Annotated in this window: 17 protein-coding genes and 1 tRNA gene; 10 read left to right on the top strand and 8 right to left on the bottom strand. The window is 70.7% G+C overall.

From position 1 onward, the window contains the following. Positions 1-104 precede the first annotated feature (104 nt). Positions 105-1,229, bottom strand: coding sequence for a phosphoribosylformylglycinamidine cyclo-ligase (purM, locus tag ASF89_RS11700; RefSeq protein WP_055814989.1), 1,125 nt, complete (start codon positions 1,227-1,229; stop codon positions 105-107). A gap of 71 nt (positions 1,230-1,300) precedes the next feature. Between purM and purF the strand changes: the two genes are divergently transcribed. The 3 genes from purF to ASF89_RS11685 all read left to right on the top strand — a co-directional run bounded on the left by purF (position 1,301) and on the right by ASF89_RS11685 (position 5,340). After that, the gene (purF, locus tag ASF89_RS11695; protein WP_055795025.1) at positions 1,301-2,761 is read left to right on the top strand and encodes an amidophosphoribosyltransferase; all 1,461 of its coding nucleotides are present in this window, start codon (positions 1,301-1,303) and stop codon (positions 2,759-2,761) included. Between the two features lie 123 nt (positions 2,762-2,884). Next, on the top strand, positions 2,885-3,784 hold the full coding sequence (locus ASF89_RS11690; protein ID WP_082489979.1) for an ABC transporter ATP-binding protein: 900 nt from the start codon (positions 2,885-2,887) through the stop codon (positions 3,782-3,784). Continuing rightward, positions 3,766-5,340, top strand: a complete 1,575-nt coding sequence (locus tag ASF89_RS11685) for a transporter (RefSeq protein WP_156463390.1) — start codon at positions 3,766-3,768, stop codon at positions 5,338-5,340. The genes ASF89_RS11690 and ASF89_RS11685 overlap by 19 nt, the downstream gene beginning before the upstream one ends. A gap of 126 nt (positions 5,341-5,466) precedes the next feature. Here ASF89_RS11685 and ASF89_RS11680 read toward each other — a convergent pair whose 3' ends face one another. Both ASF89_RS11680 and ASF89_RS11675 read right to left on the bottom strand, forming a co-directional pair. Continuing rightward, on the bottom strand, positions 5,467-5,904 hold the full coding sequence (locus ASF89_RS11680; RefSeq protein ID WP_055814984.1) for a hypothetical protein: 438 nt from the start codon (positions 5,902-5,904) through the stop codon (positions 5,467-5,469). 73 nt (positions 5,905-5,977) lie between these two features. After that, complete coding sequence (locus ASF89_RS11675; RefSeq protein WP_055815478.1) at positions 5,978-6,367, bottom strand: sterol carrier family protein; 390 nt, start codon at positions 6,365-6,367, stop codon at positions 5,978-5,980. Between the two features lie 49 nt (positions 6,368-6,416). Here ASF89_RS11675 and purD point away from each other — a divergent pair, with 49 nt between their 5' ends. The 4 genes from purD (at position 6,417) to ASF89_RS11655 (ending at position 10,330) form a co-directional block, all read left to right on the top strand. Further along, complete coding sequence (gene purD / locus ASF89_RS11670; RefSeq protein ID WP_055814981.1) at positions 6,417-7,685, top strand: phosphoribosylamine--glycine ligase; 1,269 nt, start codon at positions 6,417-6,419, stop codon at positions 7,683-7,685. Beyond that, positions 7,682-8,593, top strand: coding sequence for a phosphoribosylaminoimidazolesuccinocarboxamide synthase (locus tag ASF89_RS11665; RefSeq protein WP_055814979.1), 912 nt, complete (start codon positions 7,682-7,684; stop codon positions 8,591-8,593). Before purD ends, ASF89_RS11665 begins: the two co-directional genes overlap by 4 nt. Before the next feature lie 101 nt (positions 8,594-8,694). Next, on the top strand, positions 8,695-9,603 hold the full coding sequence (locus tag ASF89_RS11660) for a VOC family protein (RefSeq protein WP_055814976.1): 909 nt from the start codon (positions 8,695-8,697) through the stop codon (positions 9,601-9,603). Positions 9,604-9,742: 139 nt separating this feature from the next. Further along, positions 9,743-10,330, top strand: coding sequence for a GNAT family N-acetyltransferase (locus tag ASF89_RS11655; RefSeq protein WP_055814973.1), 588 nt, complete (start codon positions 9,743-9,745; stop codon positions 10,328-10,330). 100 nt (positions 10,331-10,430) lie between these two features. Here ASF89_RS11655 and ASF89_RS11650 read toward each other — a convergent pair whose 3' ends face one another. Together ASF89_RS11650 and ASF89_RS11645 are read right to left on the bottom strand one after the other, a co-directional pair. Further along, positions 10,431-11,933, bottom strand: coding sequence for a catalase (locus ASF89_RS11650; RefSeq protein WP_055795007.1), 1,503 nt, complete (start codon positions 11,931-11,933; stop codon positions 10,431-10,433). A 62-nt stretch (positions 11,934-11,995) separates the two neighbouring features. Next, positions 11,996-12,466, bottom strand: a complete 471-nt coding sequence (locus ASF89_RS11645; protein WP_055795004.1) for a Fur family transcriptional regulator — start codon at positions 12,464-12,466, stop codon at positions 11,996-11,998. Positions 12,467-12,876: 410 nt separating this feature from the next. Between ASF89_RS11645 and purS the strand changes: the two genes are divergently transcribed. Genes purS through purL form a run of 3 tightly spaced genes read left to right on the top strand, consistent with a single transcriptional unit; the run spans position 12,877 to position 16,183 of the window. Beyond that, positions 12,877-13,149: a phosphoribosylformylglycinamidine synthase subunit PurS gene (gene purS / locus ASF89_RS11640; protein ID WP_055795001.1), complete on the top strand. Its 273-nt coding sequence runs from the start codon at positions 12,877-12,879 to the stop codon at positions 13,147-13,149. Next, positions 13,149-13,844, top strand: a complete 696-nt coding sequence (purQ, locus tag ASF89_RS11635) for a phosphoribosylformylglycinamidine synthase subunit PurQ (protein WP_055794998.1) — start codon at positions 13,149-13,151, stop codon at positions 13,842-13,844. The genes purS and purQ overlap by 1 nt, the downstream gene beginning before the upstream one ends. Then, entirely contained in the window at positions 13,841-16,183 is a 2,343-nt protein-coding gene (purL, locus tag ASF89_RS11630) for a phosphoribosylformylglycinamidine synthase subunit PurL (RefSeq protein WP_055814970.1), read from the top strand. Before purQ ends, purL begins: the two co-directional genes overlap by 4 nt. A gap of 261 nt (positions 16,184-16,444) precedes the next feature. On the opposite strand, the gene ASF89_RS11625 is transcribed toward purL, so the two are convergent. The 3 genes from ASF89_RS11625 to gltX all read right to left on the bottom strand — a co-directional run bounded on the left by ASF89_RS11625 (position 16,445) and on the right by gltX (position 18,991). Next, positions 16,445-16,516, bottom strand: a tRNA-Gln gene (locus ASF89_RS11625). A gap of 52 nt (positions 16,517-16,568) precedes the next feature. Beyond that, positions 16,569-17,504, bottom strand: a complete 936-nt coding sequence (locus ASF89_RS11620) for an NAD(P)/FAD-dependent oxidoreductase (RefSeq protein WP_055794993.1) — start codon at positions 17,502-17,504, stop codon at positions 16,569-16,571. Further along, the gene (gltX, locus tag ASF89_RS11615; RefSeq protein ID WP_055814968.1) at positions 17,504-18,991 is read right to left on the bottom strand and encodes a glutamate--tRNA ligase; all 1,488 of its coding nucleotides are present in this window, start codon (positions 18,989-18,991) and stop codon (positions 17,504-17,506) included. Before gltX ends, ASF89_RS11620 begins: the two co-directional genes overlap by 1 nt. Positions 18,992-19,140: the final 149 nt, after the last annotated feature.

Below are 19,140 nucleotides of genomic sequence, written 5' to 3'. Positions count from 1 at the left end.
GTGACGCAGCACGACGCCGCCGACACCGCGCGTCACTCCAAGCACAGCATGACGCCCGCCCCGCGACAGCGGAGCGGGCGTCGTCGCATCACGCGACCGGGCGATCAGCCGGCGTAGGCCCCGACCAGACGCACCGCGCCTCCGTCGACTCCCTTGGCGCCCTGCTCGAAGCCCGTCAGGTCGCGGGTCGCCGTCGCGACCGTGCCGACCCGCCACGTCTCGATGCCGTCGGCCGTCAGCGTCGCCTCGACCTGAGCCGCCTGCGCCGCCGAGACGACGGCGATCATGCCGATGCCGAGGTTCCAGGTGCCCTCGCTCGACTCGAGCGTCGACCCGGCCAGCTCGCTCAGCACGCGGAACACCGGCGCCGGCGACCAGGTCGACCGGTCGACCTCGGTCCACGAGCCGCGCGGCAGCACGCGGGCGAGGTTCGCGGCGATGCCTCCGCCGGTGACGTGGCTGAGCGAGTGCACGGCTCCGGCGAGCGCCGGGTCGTCGAGCACGCGCAGCAGCGGCGACGTGTAGAGCCGGGTGGGCTCGAGCAGCGCCTCGCCGAGGGTGCCCGAGAGCTCGTCGACGGTGTCGGTGTAGCCGAGGTCGCGCGACGCGAGGATGTGCCGGACCAGCGAGAAGCCGTTCGAGTGCAGACCCGACGAGGCGAGGGCCAGCACGACGTCGCCGTCGCCGACCAGGTGCGACCCGAGCTGCCGGTCGGCCTCGACGGCGCCGACCGCGGCGCCGGCGACGTCGTAGTCGTCGGGGCCGAGCAGACCCGGGTGCTCGGCCGTCTCGCCGCCGACGAGGGCGGTGCCCGTCTCGCTGCAGGCGCGGGCGATGCCCTCGACGATGGCGGCGATGCGGGTGGGGACGACGCGGCCGCAGGCGATGTAGTCGGTCATGATCATGGGGCGGGCGCCGACCACGACGATGTCGTCGACGACCATGCCCACGAGGTCCTGCCCGATGGTGTCGTGCTTGTCGAGGGCCTGCGCGATGGCGACCTTCGTGCCGACGCCGTCGGTCGAGGTCGCGAGCAGCGGGCGGTCGTACGACTTCAGGAACGACACGTCGAACATGCCGGCGAATCCGCCGACGCCGCCCACGACGCCGGGTCCGTGAGTGGCGCTCACGGCGGCCTTCATCAGCTCGACGGCGCGGTCGCCGGCGGCCGTGTCGACACCTGCCGCGGCGTAGGAGGCGCTGGTCGAGGGGGCAGCTGAGGTCGCCATTCGTTCATCCATTCGGTGTCGCTCTAGACTGACGCGGTAACCCCAACTCTACGGTCTGGAGCCAGATCCGCATGTGCGGCATCGTCGGTCTCGTCGCGCACGAGCCAGCAAATCAACTCGTCTACGATTCGCTCCTCCTGCTGCAGCACCGCGGGCAGGACAGCGCGGGGATCGCCACCGCCGAGGGCGGCATCTTCCACATCCACAAGACCAAGGGTCAGGTGCGCGAGGGCTTCCGCACCCGCGACATGCGAGCCCTGCTCGGCACGATGGGCCTCGGTCACGTGCGCTACGCCACCAAGGGCGCGGCGAGCAACGAACAAGAGGCGCAGCCGTTCTACGTGAACGCCCCGTACGGCATCGTCCTCATCCACAACGGCAATCTGACGAACACGCGCGAGCTCACGAGCGAGCTGTTCCACGTCGACCGCCGCCACCTCAACACGAACAGCGACACCGAGCTGCTCGTGAACGTGCTCGCCCACGAGCTGCAGGAGCAGGTCAACGGCAGCGACCTCGATCCCGAGCAGATCTTCGCCGCCGTCACCCGCGTGCACGACCGGGTGCAGGGCTCGTATGCCGCGATCGCCATGATCGCCGGGCACGGTCTGCTGGCGTTCCGCGACCCGTTCGGCATCCGGCCCCTCGTGCTCGGTCGCCGTCTCGCCGCCGACGGCGTCCGCGAGGAGTGGATCACCGCCTCCGAGTCCCTCGTGCTCGAGTCGGGCGGTTACGAGATCGTCCGCGACGTCGCGCCCGGCGAGGCCGTCTTCATCTCGCTCGACGGCCAGATGGTGTCGAAGCAGTGCCACGCCAGCCCGCGCCTCATCCCCTGCTCGTTCGAGTACGTCTACCTCGCGCGCCCCGACTCGATCATGAACGGCATCTCGGTCTACGACGCGCGTCTGCGCCTCGGCAACCGCCTGGCCGACACGATCGCGACCTACGCGCCGACGGGCGACATCGACGTCGTCATGCCGATCCCCGACTCGTCGCGGCCGGCCGCCATGCAGGTCGCCCAGAAGCTCGGCATCGAGTACCGCGAGGGCTTCTACAAGAACCGCTACGTCGGTCGCACGTTCATCATGCCGGGGCAGGCCGAGCGCAAGCGGTCGGTGCGCCAGAAGCTCAACGCGATGTCCAGCGAGTTCAAGGGCAAGAACATCCTCATCGTCGACGACTCGATCGTGCGCGGCACGACATCGCGCGAGATCGTCGAGATGGCGCGGGCCGCCGGCGCCAACGAGGTCACGTTCACCTCCGCCGCTCCCCCGGTGCGGTTCCCCCACGTGTACGGCATCAACATGCCGACCCGTCACGAGCTCGTCGCCCACGACCGCAAGATCCCCGAGATCGCCCGCGAGCTCGGCGCCGACCACCTCATCTACCAAGAGGTGGCCGACATGCAGGCGGCCATCATCGAGGGCAGCGACGTCACCGAGCTCGAGATGAGCTGCTTCACCGGCGAGTACGTCACCGGCACGGTCAGCCCCGAGTACCTCGCCTGGGTCGAGGCCAACCAGCTCAGCTAGCCGCCGCCCGCGACCGTGCCGACCCGCGCCTCCTCCCCACCGAGGAGGCGCGGGTCGTCTTCACCCCGCATCTCCCCCGGGAGGCGGTGGTCGCGACCCCGTCGGTCTCCTTAGGCTGACCGCATGACGGATGCCGCGCCTCCTCCCGTGACCCCGCCCGCCCCGCCCGCCGCACCGGCCGCGGAGGCGTCGCCCGCCGCACCCGCCGCACCGGCGGCGCAGGCCCCGCAGACCGCACCGGCGGTATCCGCGGCGCAGACCGCACCGGCCGAGCCGGCCCTGCGCATCACCGGTCTCCGCAAGTCGTTCGGCGCGAAGGCCGCCGTCGACGGCGTCGAGCTGACCGTGCCGCGCGGCTCGTTCTACGGGCTCGTCGGGCCGAACGGCGCCGGCAAGACGACGACGCTGTCGATGGCGACGGGTCTGCTGCGTCCCGACGCCGGCACGATCGAGGTGCTCGGCCACGACGTGTGGTCCGACCCGACCCGCGCGAAGGCCCTGGTCGGCGTGCTGAGCGACGGCATCAAGCTGTTCGACCGCCTCACCGGCGAGCAGCTCGTCACGTACCACGGGCTGCTCAACGGCATGGATCGCGAGACGACCGCGCAGCGCGTGGGCGACCTGCTCGACCTCCTCGACCTGCGCGAGGCCGGCAGGACGCTCGTCGTCGACTACTCGGCGGGCATGACCAAGAAGGTCGCGCTGGCCTGCGCCCTGGTGCACGCGCCGCGCCTCCTCGTGCTCGACGAGCCGTTCGAGTCCGTCGACCCGATCTCGGCCGCGAACATCCGCGACATCCTGCACGGCTACGTCGACGGCGGGGGCACGGTCATCGTGTCGAGCCACTCGATGGACCTCGTGCAGCGCATGTGCGACCACGTCGCGGTCGTCGCGAACGGCCGGGTGCTGGCCGAGGGCACGACCGACGAGGTGCGTGCCGGTTCCACGCTCGAAGACCGGTTCGTCGAGCTGGTCGGCGGTCGACGTCACAACGAGGGGCCGTCGTGGTTGCGCACCTCCTGAGACTCCGCTGGCGGGTGATGCTGAACGGGTTCACGCGCAGCACCTGGCAGCTCGTCGCGGCGATCATCGGGGCGCTCTACGGCCTCGGCATCCTCGCGTTCGTCGTCGCCGGCCTCGTCGCCCTGTCGTTCGCGCCCGAGGGCGTGGCCTGGACGACCGCGGTGCTCGGCGGCTCGGTGCTCGTGCTCGGCTGGGTGATCGTCCCGCTCGTGCTGCGCGGCATCGACCAGACCCTGAGCATCGAGAAGCTGCGGTCGTTCCCGATCCCGGCCGGGCGCCTCCTCGTCGCTCTGCTGATCTGCGGGGTGCTGGGAATCCCGGGGATCGTGACCGCCCTGGCCGGTGTCGCGACGGCCCTGAGCTGGCTGCGCGACCCGATCGCCCTCATCGCGGCGCCGTTCTGCGCGGTCGTCGGCGTGCTGACCTGCGTCGCCGCGTCGCGCACGGTCGAGTCGCTGACCTCGTCGCTCGGCTCGAAGCGCCGCTACCGCGAGCTGATGGGCGTGCTCGTGTTCATCCCCGTCATCCTCGCCGGGCCGATCCTCATCGCCGCCGGGCAGGGGCTCGCGACGTTCAGCGCCGATCTGCCGACGATCGCCCGCACCCTGTCGTTCACCCCGCTCGGCGCCGCGTGGTCGATCCCGGGCGACCTCGCCGCCGGCCGAGGTCTCGAGGCGCTCGCCAAGGCGGGGATCGCCCTCGCGACCCTCGCGCTCCTCCTCCTGCTCTGGAGGCGCGGGCTGGCCTCGGCCCTCCTCGCCCCGCCCGTCGCCGACACGGGGTCCTCAGCCAAGGGCCTCGGACCGTTCCGCTGGTTCCCGGCCACGCCCACCGGCGCGGTCGCAGCCCGGGCCGCCGTCTACTGGCTGCGCGATCCGCGCTACGGCGGCTCGCTGATCACCGTGCCGCTCATCCCCGTGATGGCCGTGGTGCTCGCGATCACGACCGACAGCGACTGGATGCTCTACGCGATCGGCCCCGCCATCGCCGCGCTGCTGATGATCACGCTCACCGCCGAGATCTCGTACGACGGCACGGCCTTCGCCGCGCACCTCTCGACCGGAGTCTCGGGCCGCGCCGACCGCGCCGGTCGCGTGCTGACGCTGTCGCTGTTCTCCGTGCCCCTGGTCGTGCTCGCCACCGTCGTCCCGCTGATCGTGCTCGACCGGCTCGACCTGGTGCCCGTGCTGCTCGGCCTCGGACTCGGCATCATGCTGACCGGGTACGGCGTCTCGAGCGTCGCGTCGACGAGGTTCCTGCTGCCGGTGCCCGCCGCCGGCGAGAGCCCGTTCAAGTCGCCGCAGGGCGCGACCCTCACGACGGCCCTGATCACCTACCTGGTCTGGATCATCGCGTTCGCCCTGGCGATCCCCGAGATCGTGCTCGCCATCATCGCGCTGGTCACCGGCGACATGCTGTTCGGCTGGCTGACGCTCGCGGTCGGCGTCGTGCTCGGCACAGTGCTGCTGTTCGTTGGCATCGACCGCGGTGGCCGGTCGCTCGACGCCCGCGGGCCGGAGCTGCTCAGCCGCCTGCGCCGCGCGAACGGCGCGTAGCGGGCCGAGGCGCTCATCCGCCTCCGCCCCGCGAACGGGCGCATGGCGGGCCGAGCCGCTCATCCCCCTGCGCCGTGCGAACGGCACGTAGCGGGAACCGGAGAGCCGAGGAGGCGCGGTGCGGGCCTACGCCTCGACGTCGCCCTCGAGGGGCGGCTCGTCGGGCGCGTCGACACGGCTGCGCTCGGCGGTGACCGACTTGGCGCGCTTGACCGAGAGGCGGTCGACGATGATCGCGACGAGCGACCCGATGGCCCCGCCGAAGGTCAGACCCCAGAGCGAGAAGTAGCCGTAGGTCGATGCCACGCCCTGCCCCTGGTCGAAGGGGAACAGCGAGGTGACGATCAGCGACACGATGACGCCGGCGAGCGCCCCCATGATCAGGAAGACGGGGTACTTCGGCGCCCGGCGCACGGTCACCTCGTCGTGCGACGCGGTCTCGACCGGCTCGACGGGGGCTGCGGGCTCGGCCGGCGCGGCCGTCTCGGCAGGCGCGACCGGCTCGGAGGGCTCGACCGGCTGAACGGGGTCGGGCTGCTGCGAGGGGTCCGGGGCGTTGGTCACCCGGTAAGTCTCCCAGACCGCCGCCGATCCGTCGCTCAGCCTTCTCGGCGTCGAACGACACCCCGCGTCGAACTCACTCCGAGCGGAGTCCCGGCAGCTGGACGGGCACGTAGCCGGTGAGGTCCGCCCGGCTGCCCGATGCCGACACGAGGGCCCCGGCGACGGCGTCGGGCCAGGTGAGGCGGCCGACGGCGAGCCGGATGAAGGTCGCGGCGTCCGTCTCGACGACGTTCGGCGGCGTACCCCGGGTGTGACTGAGCCCCTCGCGGAACTGGACGGCTCCGAACGGCGGGACCCGCACCTCCACGGTGGCCCCCGGCTCGGCGTCGGCCATGACCTGCAGCAGCCAGCGGACCGCGGTCGCCGTCACCATCCGCGGAGCGGTCTCGCCCGCGTCGATGGCGGCCGTGGCCTCACGCACGGCGGAGGCCCCCGCCGCGTCGTCGATCCGTGCCTTGCTCACGCTCACACCGTACGCCCGCTCCGCACCCGGTCGTCGGTAGGCTTGCCCCGTGCGAATCCTCGTCCTCGGCTCCGGTGCTCGCGAGCACGCCATCATCACCGCCCTGCTGCGCGAAGACGCCGGCCACGAGATCGTCGCGGCCCCCGGCAACGCGGGCATCGCCGCGCAGGTCGAGGTCGTGCACCTCGACCCCTCGAACGGCCGGGTCGTCACCGAGTACGCGCTCGAGAACGACGTCGAGCTGGTCGTCATCGGCCCCGAGGCCCCGCTCGTCGCCGGCGTCGCCGACGCGCTCCGCACCCGCGGCATCCCGGTCTTCGGCCCCGGCAAGAAGGCCGCGGCCCTCGAGGGCAGCAAGACGTTCGCGAAGCGCATCATGCAGGAGGCCGGCGTGCCCACCGGCCGCGCGACGCGGGTCGGCACCCTCGACGAGGCCGTCCGGGTCCTCGACGAGTTCGGCGCCCCCTACGTCGTCAAGGCAGACGGTCTGGCCGCCGGCAAGGGCGTGCTCGTCACCGAGAGCCGCGACGCGGCCGTCGAGCACTCCACCTACTGGCTGCAGCACGGGCCGATCCTGATCGAAGAGCACCTCGCCGGCCCCGAGGTCTCGCTGTTCTTCCTCAGCGACGGTCACACGGTCGTGCCCCTCAGCCCCGCACAGGACTACAAGCGCCTGCTCGACGGCGACGAGGGCCCGAACACCGGCGGCATGGGCGCCTACTCGCCGCTGCCGTGGCTCGCCGACCGGTTCGGCAGCGAGAAGGACTTCGTCGACGAGGTGCTCGACACCATCGCGACCCCCACCGTCCGTCAGCTCGAGAGCGAGTCGACGCCGTTCATCGGGCTGCTCTACGCCGGCCTCATCCTCACCGACCAGGGCATCCGGGTGATCGAGTTCAACGCCCGGTTCGGCGACCCCGAGACGCAGGTCGTGCTGCCCCGCCTCGTGACGCCGCTCAGCGGCCTGCTGCTGGCGGCCTCGACGGGGTCCCTCGCCAATCACGAGTCGCCCCGTTTCTCCGCCACGTCGGCGGTCACGGTCGTGCTCGCCAGCGAGGGCTACCCCGAGGCCGCCGTCAGCGGTCGACCCCTGTCGGGCCTCGCCGACGCGACGGCCGTCGCCGGGGTGCACATCGCGCATGCGGCGACCGCTCGACTCGACGACCGCCTCATCGCCACCGGGGGCCGCGTGCTCAGCGTCGTGGCCGAGGGGGCCGACTTCGCGGAGGCCCGTCACCGCGCCTACGACGCCCTGTCGCGCATCGAGCTCGAGGGCGGCCAGTACCGCCGCGACATCGCCGAGCGGGTCACCCGATGACCGACCTCGGCACGCCCCTCCCCCTCGACGGGTGGGCGCCCGTCTACTCGGGCAAGGTGCGCGACCTGTACGTGCCGATCCCCTCCGGAGGCGCGGGTGACGAGCTCCCGTCGCTCGCGACCGCCGACCACGTCCTGGTCGTGGCCAGCGATCGGGTCAGCGCCTTCGACCAGGTGCTCGAGCCGGGCATCCCCGGCAAGGGCGCGCTGCTCACGCAGCTCAGCCTCTGGTGGTTCGCTCAGCTCGAGACGGTCCCGAACCACCTCGTCGACCCGACGACGGCTCCCGTGTCGCTGCCCACGGCCGTCCGCGATCGGGCGATGCTCGTGAAGCCGCTCGACATGTTCCCGATCGAGTGCGTCGTGCGCGGCTACCTCGTCGGCAGCGGCTGGATCGAGTACCAGGCCCACGGCACCGTCTGCGGCGTCGAGCTGCCCGAGGGGCTCGCGAGCGGCGACCGACTGCCCGAGCCCATCTACACGCCCGCGTTCAAGGCGGCGCTCGGCGACCACGACGAGAACATCAGCTTCGAGCAGACCGTCGAGCTCGTCGGCGCCGAGACGGCCGCCGCGCTGCGCGACCTCTCGCTCGACGTCTTCCGGCGGGCCTCCGCCGTGGCCGAGGCCCGCGGCGTGATCCTCGCCGACACGAAGTTCGAGTTCGGCGCCGACCGCGAGACCGGCGAGATCACGCTCGGCGACGAGGTCCTCACCAGCGACAGCAGCCGCTACTGGGATGCCGACGTCTACGCCTCGGGCAACCGGACGGCGAGCTTCGACAAGCAGATCGTCCGCAACTGGCTCTCCACCAACTGGAGCGGCTCGGGCGAGCCGCCTGCGCTGCCCGGCGACGTCGTGACGCAGACCGCCGCCCGCTACCGCGAGCTGATCGAGCGCCTCACCGCCTGACGCCGGGCCCCGGCGGGAATGCCCCCGCCCCTCCTCCGGTTACAGGTCGGTGACGCGTCACCTACCTGGACGCGTCCCACGACACCGAGCCAGGGATCCGCATGACCGACACCTCCCCCACCGACGCGGACCGCGCCTCCTCGGCCGACCTGCTCGCCCCCGACACCGGCATGGGCGCCGTGACCCTCCGGGTCGCCGACCTCGACGCGATGACGGCCTACTACCGCGACGCCGTCACGCTCGAGGTGCTCGTCGCCGAGCCGTCCGCAGGGCGCGTGACCCTCGGGCGCGGCGCGACGCCGATCGTGATCCTCGAGCACGCCCCCGAGCTGCGGCATGCCGGGCCGCGCGAGGCCGGGCTCTTCCACACGGCGATCCTGTTCGAGACCGAGTCCGACCTCGCCGCCGCGCTCTACTCGGTCGCGAGGCGCCACCCGCAGTCGTTCACGGGCAGCGCCGACCACCTCGTCAGCAAGGCGTTCTACTTCACCGACCCCGAGGGCAACGGCATCGAGCTGTACTGGGATCGCGCCCGCACGGAGTGGTCGTGGACCCACGGCCAGATCGACATGGCGACGCTGGCGCTCGACCCGAACGAGTTCCTGCAGAGGAACGTCACCGAGGAGGCGCTGGCCGGCACCGCGCTCCGCCCCGCCACCGTCGGGCACGTGCACCTCAGCGTCGGCGACGTCGATTCGGCCCAGCGGTTCTACGTCGAGCAGCTCGGCTTCGAGGCCACCACCCGCTTCGGCCCTCAGGCGCTGTTCGTCAGCGCCGGCGGCTACCACCACCACATGGCCATGAACACCTGGAACAGCGCCGGAGCCGGCCGCCGCCAGCAGGCCCTCGGGCTCGGGCTCGTCCGCATCGAGGTGCCCACCGGCGACGACCTCGGCGCACTCGGCGAGCGCCTCGGCCACTTCGGCGTCGCCACCCGCGACGACGGGCGACTGCTCGGCTTCGACGACCCGTGGTCGAACCGCATCGAGGTGACCGCGCGCGAGCGCTGAGGCTCGGGCGCCTGCTCAGCTTCGACGACCCGTGGTCGAACCGCATCGAGGTGACCGCGCGCGAGCGTTGAAACTCGGGCGCCTCGCCCGGCGCCCGGCCCGGTGCCGGCGTGCGACCCCGAGGGGCTAGCGTCGAGACATGTCCGACGCCGCAGTCTCCGCCCCCGTCTTCAGCACCGTCGCCGAGGGGGATCTCTCGCTCGACGACCACGAGGCCATCGCGTCGATGCTGGCGCAGGCGTTCCCCAGCTACGACCACTGGTACCTCAGCGCCCGCAGCTGGGCGGGGATGCAGCCCGAGCGGCGCGTCATCGCCCGCGTTGACGACGTCGTCGTGGCGCACGCGGGCCTCCGCCGGCAGTTCGTCGCGGTCGGCACCACGGATCTGCTCGTGGCCGCCGTCGGCATGGTCGCCGTGTCGCCCGACGTGCAGAAGACCGGACTCGGCGCCGAGCTGCTGCGCCACGTCGACACCGCGTTGACCGACCTGCGCGTCCCCTTCGGCGTGCTCGAGACCGGTGAGGCCGTGCAGGGGTTCTACCGCTCGGCCGGCTGGCTGCCCCTCGAGCGCGACGGCCTGCCCATCACCGGGCACTTCACGGCGTTCAGCGCCGACGGCGCCGGCGTGCTCGTCACCCAGCAGGAGGGCTGGCTGGCCCGCGAAGGCACCTCCGCCCTGGCCGAGTGGCCCGAGGGTGTCCTGCACTGGAACGGCCAGATGGTCTGACCATCCCCGATCCCGCCGTGGCGGCTCCGCAGCGGAGACGGAAGGAGGCGCGGGTCCTGACGAACAGGACCCGCGCCTCCTTCAGGCACTCGGCTTCCGACTACGCGGTGACGCCGACCACGGCCGGCTCCTCGTTCGAGCCGGGAGCTTCGGGCTCGACGCCCTTGCGCACGCGGAGACCCAGGGTCGGGTCGACGTTCGTCCAGTACTCGTAGACGCGCTCGCGCAGCTCGGGGCGCGTGACCTTCGACACGTGGCCGACGATGTTGGCGACGAGACGGTCGCGCTGCTCGTCGTCCATGACCTCGCGCACCAGGGTTCCGGCCTGACCGAAGTCGTCGTCTTCGGCGTGGAGGGTCGCGGCGGAGCGCTGCAGCTCGCCGTCGCTCTCCCAGCCGCCGGTGTCACCGGCGACCTGCGGGTCGGCGTGGGCGCCGCCGAGCGAGTTCGGGGCGTAGACGGGCACTTCGGCCTTCTGGAAGTCGAAGCGCGCGGCTCCGTCCTTCGAGTAGGAGTGCACGGGCGACTTCGGTGCGTTGACGGGCAGCTGCGCGTGGTTGGTGCCCACGCGGTAGCGGTGCGCGTCGGCGTAGCTGAAGATGCGGGCGAGCAGCATCTTGTCGGGGCTCGCGGCGATCCCCGGCACGAAGTTCGAGGGCGCGAACGCCGCCTGCTCGATCTGCGCGAAGTAGTTCTCGGGGTTGCGGTTGAGCTCCATCGAGCCGACCTCGATCAGCGGGTAGTCCGCGTGCGGCCAGACCTTGGTGAGGTCGAAGGGGTTGAAGCGGTAGGTCGCGGCGTCCTCGTAGGGCATGACCTGCACGAAGAGGCTCCAGGTCGGGTACTCCTCGCGCTCGATCGCGGCCGACAGGTCGCGGATGTGGAAGTCGGCGTCTTCACCCGCGATGCGGTCGGCGTCGGCCTGCTCGAGGATCTTGATGCCCTGGTCGCTCTTGAAGTGGTACTTGACCCAGAAGCGCTCGCCCTCGGCGTTGATCCACTGGTAGGTGTGCGACCCGAAGCCGTCCATGTTGCGCCATGAGGCGGGCAGACCGCGGTCGCCCATCAGCCAGGTGACCTGGTGAGCCGACTCGGGCGAGAGGGTCCAGAAGTCCCACTGCATGTCGTGGTCGCGCAGGTGCGTGCCGGGCAGGCGCTTCTGCGAGCGGATGAAGTCGGGGAACTTGATGCCGTCGCGGATGAAGAAGACGGGGGTGTTGTTGCCGACGAGGTCGTAGTTGCCCTCGGTCGTGTAGAACTTCAGCGAGAAGCCGCGGGGGTCGCGCCAGGTGTCGGGGCTGCCCTGCTCGCCGGCGACGGTCGAGAAGCGGGCGAGGAGCTCGGTCTCGACGCCGGGCTGGAACAGCGCGGCACGCGTGTACTTCGAGACGTCGCCGGTGGTGGTGAAGGTGCCGAAGGCGCCGCCGCCCTTGGCGTGGACGACCCGCTCGGGGACGCGCTCGCGGTTGAACTGGGCGAGCTTCTCGACCAGGTAGTGGTCGTGCAGCGCGATCGCGCCGTCGGCGCCGACGCTCTGCGAGTGCTCGTCGCTGGCGACGGGGGCTCCGGAGTTGGTGGTGGTGACGCGTTTCTCGTCGGTCATCTTGTCTTCCTGTCTGTCGATGTCGTTCAGATCGATGTGTCTGTGGGCGCGGGAGGCGCGGATCAGTCGGTCACGGGGGGATCGACCTCGAGCGGCTGGTCGAGCTCCGCCGCGCGGCATTCGGGGCAGATGCCCCAGAAGGTCACCTCGGCCGTCTGCACGAAGAAGCCCGAGTCGTTCGACGGGGCGAGGCACGGCGCGTGCCCGACGACGCAGTCGACGTCGGCGATGGCGCCGCAGGTGCTGCAGACGACGTGGTGATGGTTGTCGCCCGTGCGCAGCTCGTACAGAGCCGGAGAGCCGGCCGGCTCGATGCGCCGCACGAGCCCGACGCCCGTCAGGGCGTTCAGCACGCCGTAGACGGCCTGGAGCGAGGTGCCGGGGAGGCGCGGCGCGACCGCCGAGAAGAGGACGTCGGCCGGCGCGTGAGCACGACCCGCGAGCGCCGCGAGCACCGCGAGGCGGGGTTCGGTGATGCGCAGGCCCGCGCCGCGGAGGGCGTCTCGGGTGGCATCGTCGGCGATCGTCGTCATGGCCTCCAGTAAAGCACTCTTTTGATCTGTTCAAAAACAGGTGAGCATCACTCGGTGCGGAGACTCAGGCAGTCGGCGCCGTCACGGGCCGGGAAGAGGGGGTGACGCCCGGTCGGACGGGGGGATCCGACCGGGCGTCCTGCGGCGTCGGGCGGATCAGGAGCCCTCGGCCGGATTTCGCGGGAGGAGGCCCGATCACAAGGCCTCGTTCCTCACCGCTGAACCCATCCTGCGTCCCCTTCCGATGACGACGCTGAGCGTCCACCCTCATTCCGCTGAGCATCCGCGTCCCCGTGACTCCTCCCCGCTCTCGCCGCGATCCCCAGGAGGCGCCGGTCACCACGAGCCCGCGCCTCCCGCTGCCGTAGACTCGTCGCGTCCACCCGCTGACGTCTCCGCAGGAGTAAAACGTGCCCACAATCGTCGTCGAGGTCATGCCCAAGGCTGAACTGCTCGACCCCCAGGGCAAGGCCGTCGCCGGCGCCCTGGCCCGTCTCGGTCAGAAGCAGCTGACCGACGTCCGCATCGGCAAGCGCTTCGAGGTCACCGTCGAGGGCGAGGTCACCGACGCCGTCCTGGCCGACGTCCAGCGCCTGGCCGACGAGATGTTCTCGAACTCCGTCATCGAAGACGTCGTGTCGATCACCGTCGCCGACTCCGCCGACGCCCCCGCCGCCGTCTGATGCGCGTCGGCGTCGTCACCTTCCCCGGCTCCCTCGACGACCGCGACGCGCAGCGCGCGGTCCGCCTCGCGGGGGGCGAGCCCGTGGCCCTCTGGCACGGCGACCACGACCTGCAGGGGGTCGACGCGATCATCCTGCCCGGCGGCTTCAGCTACGGCGACTACCTGCGGGCCGGCGCCATCGCGTCGTTCTCGCCGATCATGACCGAGGTCGTCGACGCCGCGAACAAGGGGGTGCCCGTGCTCGGCATCTGCAACGGCTTCCAGATGCTGGCGGAGGCGCGGCTCATCCCGGGCGCGCACACCCGCAACGCGCACCAGCAGTTCATCCGTCGCGACCAGCGCCTCCGCGTCGAGAACGCCAGGACCGACTGGACGAACGGCTTCACCGAGGGGCAGGAGATCACGATCCCCCTCAAGAACGCCGACGGCCGCTTCATCGCCGACGCCGAGACCATCAGGCGCATCGAGGGCGAGGGGCAGGTCGCCTTCCGGTATCTCGGCGTGAACCCCAACGGATCGATGGACGACATCGCCGGCGTCACGAACGAGCGCGGCAACGTGGTCGGCCTCATGCCGCACCCCGAGCACGCCACCGAGCCGGGATTCGGCCCCGACACCCCCGAAGCGATGTCGAGCGGCATCGACGGTCTCACCTTCTTCACGTCCGTCATCGAGAGGGCCCTGGCCAGATGAGCATCGACAACAAGCCCGCCGAGCAGATCGACGTCCGACCCGAGGGACACGCGCCCGACACCGTGGCCAACGCGGCGGCCACGCCCGACAGAGAGCAGCCGTACGGCGCCCTCGGGCTCAAGGCCGACGAGTACGAATCGATCCGCGAGATCCTCGGCCGCCGCCCCACGAGCGGCGAGCTGGCCATGTACTCGGTCATGTGGAGCGAGCACTGCTCGTACAAGTCGAGCAAGATCTACCTCCGGCAGTTCGGCCAGAAGGTCACTCCGGCCATGAAGAAGAACCTCATGGTCGGCATGGGCGAGAACGCCGGCGTCGTCGACGTCGGCGGCGGCTGGGCGGTGACCTTCAAGGTCGAGTCGCACAACCACCCGAGCTACATCGAGCCGTTCCAGGGCGCCGCGACCGGCGTCGGCGGGATCGTCCGCGACATCATCTCGATGGGCGCCCGTCCCGTGGCCGTGATGGATCAGCTCCGTTTCGGAGCCATCGACGCACCCGACACGGCCCGTGTGGTCGACGGCGTCGTCGGCGGCATCAGCTTCTATGCCAACTGCCTCGGACTGCCGAACATCGGCGGCGAGACCTACTTCGACCCGGTGTACCAGGGCAACCCGCTCGTCAACGCCCTCTCGGTCGGCGTCCTCCGGCATGAAGACCTCCACCTCGCGAACGCCCGCGGCGTCGGCAACAAGGTCGTCCTCTTCGGAGCACGCACCGGCGGCGACGGCATCGGCGGGGCTTCGATCCTCGCGTCCGACACGTTCTCGTCGGGCGGCCCGACCAAGCGCCCCGCCGTCCAGGTCGGCGACCCCTTCGCCGAGAAGGTGCTCATCGAGTGCTGTCTCGAGCTGTTCCGCGACGAGCTCGTCGAAGGCATCCAAGATCTCGGAGCGGCCGGCATCAGCTGCGCCACGTCCGAACTGGCCTCCAACGGCGACGGCGGCATGTTCATCGAACTCGACAAGGTGCTGCTGCGCGACCCGTCGCTCACCGCCGAGGAGATCCTCATGAGCGAGAGCCAGGAGCGCATGATGGCCGTCGTCGAACCGTCGAAGCTCGACGCGTTCCTCGCCGTCACGGCGAAGTGGGACGTCGAGACCAGCGTGCTCGGCGAGGTCACCGACACCGGGCGCCTCGTCATCGACTGGCACGGCGAGGAGATCGTCAACGTCGAGCCCCGCACGGTCGCCGTCGACGGCCCCGTGTACGAGCGCCCCGTCGCCTACCCGACCTGGATCGACGCCCTGCAGGCCGACACGGCGTCGTCGCTCCCCCGGCCGACGGGCAACAGCGTGCTCCGTGAGCAGTTCCTCGAGCTGCTCGGCTCAGCCAACCTGTCGGACAAGAGCTGGATCACGAACCAGTACGACACCTACGTGCTCGGCAACACCGCGCTGAGCTTCCCCGACGACGGCGGCATGATCCGCGTCGACGAAGAGAGCGGACTCGGTTTCGCGATCGCGACCGACGCCAACGGCCGCTACTGCCAGCTCGACCCGAAGCAGGGCGCGCGTCTCGCGCTGGCCGAGGCGTACCGCAACGTCGCCGTCACGGGCGCCGTCCCCGCGGCAGTCACGGACTGCCTCAACTTCGGCAGCCCGGAGAACCCCGAGGTCATGTGGCAGTTCTCGCAGACCGTCGAGGGCCTCGCCGACGGCTGCCTCGAACTCGAGATCCCGGTCACGGGCGGCAACGTCTCGTTCTACAACCAGACCGGCACCGTGCCGATCCACCCCACGCCGGTCGTGGGCGTGCTCGGCGTCATCCGGGATGTCGCGAAGCGCGTCCCGTCCGGCTGGCAGGACGAGGGCGACAACATCTACCTGCTCGGCACCACGGCCCTCGAGCTCGACGGCTCGGCCTGGGCGGGCGTCATCCACGACCACCTCGGCGGTCGTCCGCCGACCGTCGACCTCGACGCCGAGAAGCAGCTCGCCCAGCTGCTCGCCGCCGGGGCCGACCAGTCGCTGCTCGCCGCCGCGCACGACCTCAGTGACGGAGGCCTCGCGCAGGCCCTCGCCGAGTCGGTCATGCGCTTCGGCGTCGGCGCCCGCGTCTGGCTCGGCGAGGTGCTCGAGCGCGATGGCATCGACACGGCCACGGCGCTCTTCAGCGAGTCCACCGGCCGCGTCATCGTCTCGGTGCCCCGAGAGGACGACGTGCGCTTCCGAGGTCTCTGCGAGGGTCGCGGCTACCCCGTCGCCCGGATCGGCGTGACCGACGCGGCGTCCGAGTCTCTCGAGATCCAGGACGTCTTCACGGTCTCGATCGACGAGCTGCGCAGCACCCACCGCGCCACCCTTCCGAAGCGCTTCGGGGCCACGATCCCCCAGTAAGCACTCCCCGCTGCACGACCGACGCCCTCGCCCCTCGGTGAGGGCGTTCGTCGTCGGTCCGGGCGTCTGCTCGGCGGGCCTTGCCCCATGGGTGGGCAGAAGACGCCCCCAGCACCCCACGAAGGGTCACACCTGACCACCCTCGCCGCGCCACCCAGGCTCGCCCCCGCCAGGGCGCCCTGTGTGATCTCCGCACGAGCGGGCGCGCCGGGCCCGTGAACAGAAGAGCCCCGGCCTTCACGGCCGGGGCTCTTCTCGAAGCTGGGGTACCTGGACTCGAACCAAGAACAACTGAACCAGAATCAGTCGTGTTGCCAATTACACCATACCCCAATGATGACGAGCGTCAGCCCTACATCACGTGGTTCAAACTCGAACCGAGAACCTACTGTACAGCATCCCCGAGGCCTCGCGCGACACCGATGAGGTCGCGGTTGACGGTGGCCGCCACCAGCGCCCCCGAGCCCGCGGCGACGATGAGCTGCTGCGGCCCGGGAGCCGTCGACTCGCCTGCAGCGTACAGACCGGCGACCGAGGTGCGCCCGTGGGCGTCGACCACGAGCAGGCCGTCGTCGTCGAGCTCGGCACCGGTCTCGGCGACGTACTCGAGAGCCCCCGACCAGGCCGGCCGGACGAAGCCGCCGGACCGTTCGACCCGGGTCCCGTCATCGAGCACCACCGCGCGCATGCCCTCGCGATCGGCGTCGATCGACGCGACACGACGCCGCTCGACGGAGATGCCGCGCGAGACGAGGTCAGCCTCCTCGGCGGCGGTGACGACATCGGCGCCGTTCGTGAAGACCACCAGATCGCCGGACCACTGCGTCAGCAGGTGCGCCCGCTCGGCGAGGTCGGGATGCTCGCCGATGACCGCGAGAGGCTGGTCGCGCTTGTCGTAGCCGTCGCACTCGATGCAGCTGTGGATGAACGTGCCGTAGAACGCCTTGAGCCCGTCGATCTCGGGAAGGGTCTCGTGAAGACCCGTCGCGACGACGACGACTCCGGCCGTGGCACTGCTCTCCCGCCCGCGGAACTCGCACGAGATCTCGAAGCCGCCCTCGACTACGGCGACGGACGTCGCCATCGTCATCCGATGCTCGGCCCCCTCGTACCCCAGGAACTCGTCTCGACCGAGCTTGCGCAGCTCGAGCGGCGAGATGCCGTCCCGGGTCATGAACCCGTGCGACAGGAGGGTCGCCGAGTTGCGCGGTCGGTTGCCGTCGACGAGGAGCACGCGCCTCCGCGCTCGGACGAGATTGAGCGCCGCGCTGAGCCCCGCCGGCCCCCCGCCGATCACGGCGACGTCGTAGTCGATGGTCATCAGCGCGCCAGCAGCCTCTCGAGGCGCGCCATCGTCGAGTGCCGTCCGAGGATCTCCATCGACTCGAACAACGGCGGGCTGACCCTGCGACCGGACAACGCGACACGCAACGGCCCGAACGCCACTCGCGGCTTCAACCCGAGCCCCTCCACGAGGGCGCCCTTGAGCGCCTCCTGGATCTCGGGATGCGTCCAGGACTCCAGCGCGGCGAGAGCAGCCGAGGAGGTGCGCAGCACGTTCTCGTACCCGTCCGGCAACGAGGCGATCGCGTCGTCCTCGTAGGCCAGCTCGTCATCGCTCGTGAACAGGAACGACAGCATCCCACGGGCTTCGCCCAGCAGCGTCATGCGCTCCTGGACGAGCGGAGCCGCCTCGGCGAGGATGCGACGCTCCGACTCGCTCGGCGGGTTCGCGACGACGCCCTCGAGGTACGGCAGAAGCCGTTCGACGAAGTCGTCGGCCGGCAGGAGGCGGATGTGGTCGCCGTTGATCGACTCCGCCTTCTTGAGATCGAACCGAGCAGGGTTGGGATTCACATCGATGACATCGAAGGCCGCCACCATCTCATCGATCGAGAAGACGTCTCGGTCGTGCGTGAGAGACCAGCCGAGGAGCGCCAGGTAGTTGACCAGCCCCTCGGGCACGAAGCCGCGATCACGGTGATGGAAGAGATTCGCCTGCGGGTCGCGCTTCGAGAGCTTCTTGTTGCCTTCGCCCATGACATAGGGCAGGTGTCCGAATCGGGGCACGAACGTGGTGATGCCGAGTTCGACGAGCGCCTCGTACAAGGCGATCTGCCGCGGAGTGGAGGACAGGAGGTCCTCGCCACGGAGAACATGGGTGATGCCCATCAGAGCGTCGTCGAGGGGATTGACGAAGGTGTAGAGCGGGACGCCGTTGGGACGCACGACCACGAAGTCCGTGAAGGATCCAGCCGGGAAGGTGATCTCGCCCCGCACCAGGTCATCGAAGCTGAGGTCCCGATCCGGAACGCGGAGCCGCAGCGCAGGCTGCCGCCCCTCGGCCCGGTAAGCCGCCCGATCCTCGTCGGTCAGGTCGCGCTCGAAGTTGTCGTAGCCCTGCTTGGGATCGCGGCCGTTCGCGACGTTCCGCGCCTCGATCTCCTCGCCTGTCGCGAAGCTCTCGTAGAGGAGCCCGCGCTCGAGGAGCTGATCGATCACGCCCCGGTAGATATCGTGGCGCTGCGACTGACGGTACGGCCCGTGGGGACCACCGACATCGACACCCTCGTCCCAGTCGATCTTGAGCCACCGGAGACCATCGAGGATCTGCTCGTAGCTCTCTTCACTGTCTCGAGCGGCGTCCGTGTCTTCGATGCGGAAGACGAGCTTGCCGCCCGTGTGACGCGCATACGCCCAGTTGAAGAGCGCGGTGCGGATGAGGCCCACGTGGGGCGTACCGGTGGGCGAGGGGCAGAACCGGACGCGCACATCAGTGCCGGTCGCGGTGGAGAAGGGAGCAGACATCGAGCATGATCTTACCGCTCCGCGTCGGGGACCAGGAGGCGCCTTAAACGCAGAAGGGCCCCTTCCGAAGAAGGGGCCCATCTGGTGTTACTAAAAGGAGTCCGGCGGTGTCCTACTCTCCCACAAGGTCCCCCTTGCAGTACCATCGG

The sequence above is a fragment of the Frigoribacterium sp. Leaf172 genome, from assembly GCF_001424285.1.
Classification (GTDB): domain Bacteria; phylum Actinomycetota; class Actinomycetes; order Actinomycetales; family Microbacteriaceae; genus Frigoribacterium.
The sequence above is the reverse complement of the archived record's forward strand: the minus strand, read 5'-3'. Positions and strand labels throughout refer to the sequence as shown.

Bases quoted from the DNA above. Each gene is read 5' to 3' on its own strand.
- purM (WP_055814989.1), bottom strand. From the start codon at position 1,229: ATGGCGACCTCAGCTGCCCCCTCGACCAGCGCCTCCTACGCCGCGGCA.
- purF (WP_055795025.1), top strand. From the start codon at position 1,301: ATGTGCGGCATCGTCGGTCTCGTCGCGCACGAGCCAGCAAATCAACTC.
- ASF89_RS11690 (WP_082489979.1), top strand. From the start codon at position 2,885: ATGACGGATGCCGCGCCTCCTCCCGTGACCCCGCCCGCCCCGCCCGCC.
- ASF89_RS11665 (WP_055814979.1), top strand. From the start codon at position 7,682: ATGACCGACCTCGGCACGCCCCTCCCCCTCGACGGGTGGGCGCCCGTC.
- ASF89_RS11660 (WP_055814976.1), top strand. From the start codon at position 8,695: ATGACCGACACCTCCCCCACCGACGCGGACCGCGCCTCCTCGGCCGAC.
- ASF89_RS11655 (WP_055814973.1), top strand. From the start codon at position 9,743: ATGTCCGACGCCGCAGTCTCCGCCCCCGTCTTCAGCACCGTCGCCGAG.
- ASF89_RS11650 (WP_055795007.1), bottom strand. From the start codon at position 11,933: ATGACCGACGAGAAACGCGTCACCACCACCAACTCCGGAGCCCCCGTC.
- ASF89_RS11645 (WP_055795004.1), bottom strand. From the start codon at position 12,466: ATGACGACGATCGCCGACGATGCCACCCGAGACGCCCTCCGCGGCGCG.
- purQ (WP_055794998.1), top strand. From the start codon at position 13,149: ATGCGCGTCGGCGTCGTCACCTTCCCCGGCTCCCTCGACGACCGCGAC.
- purL (WP_055814970.1), top strand. From the start codon at position 13,841: ATGAGCATCGACAACAAGCCCGCCGAGCAGATCGACGTCCGACCCGAG.
- ASF89_RS11620 (WP_055794993.1), bottom strand. From the start codon at position 17,504: ATGACCATCGACTACGACGTCGCCGTGATCGGCGGGGGGCCGGCGGGG.
- gltX (WP_055814968.1), bottom strand. From the start codon at position 18,991: ATGTCTGCTCCCTTCTCCACCGCGACCGGCACTGATGTGCGCGTCCGG.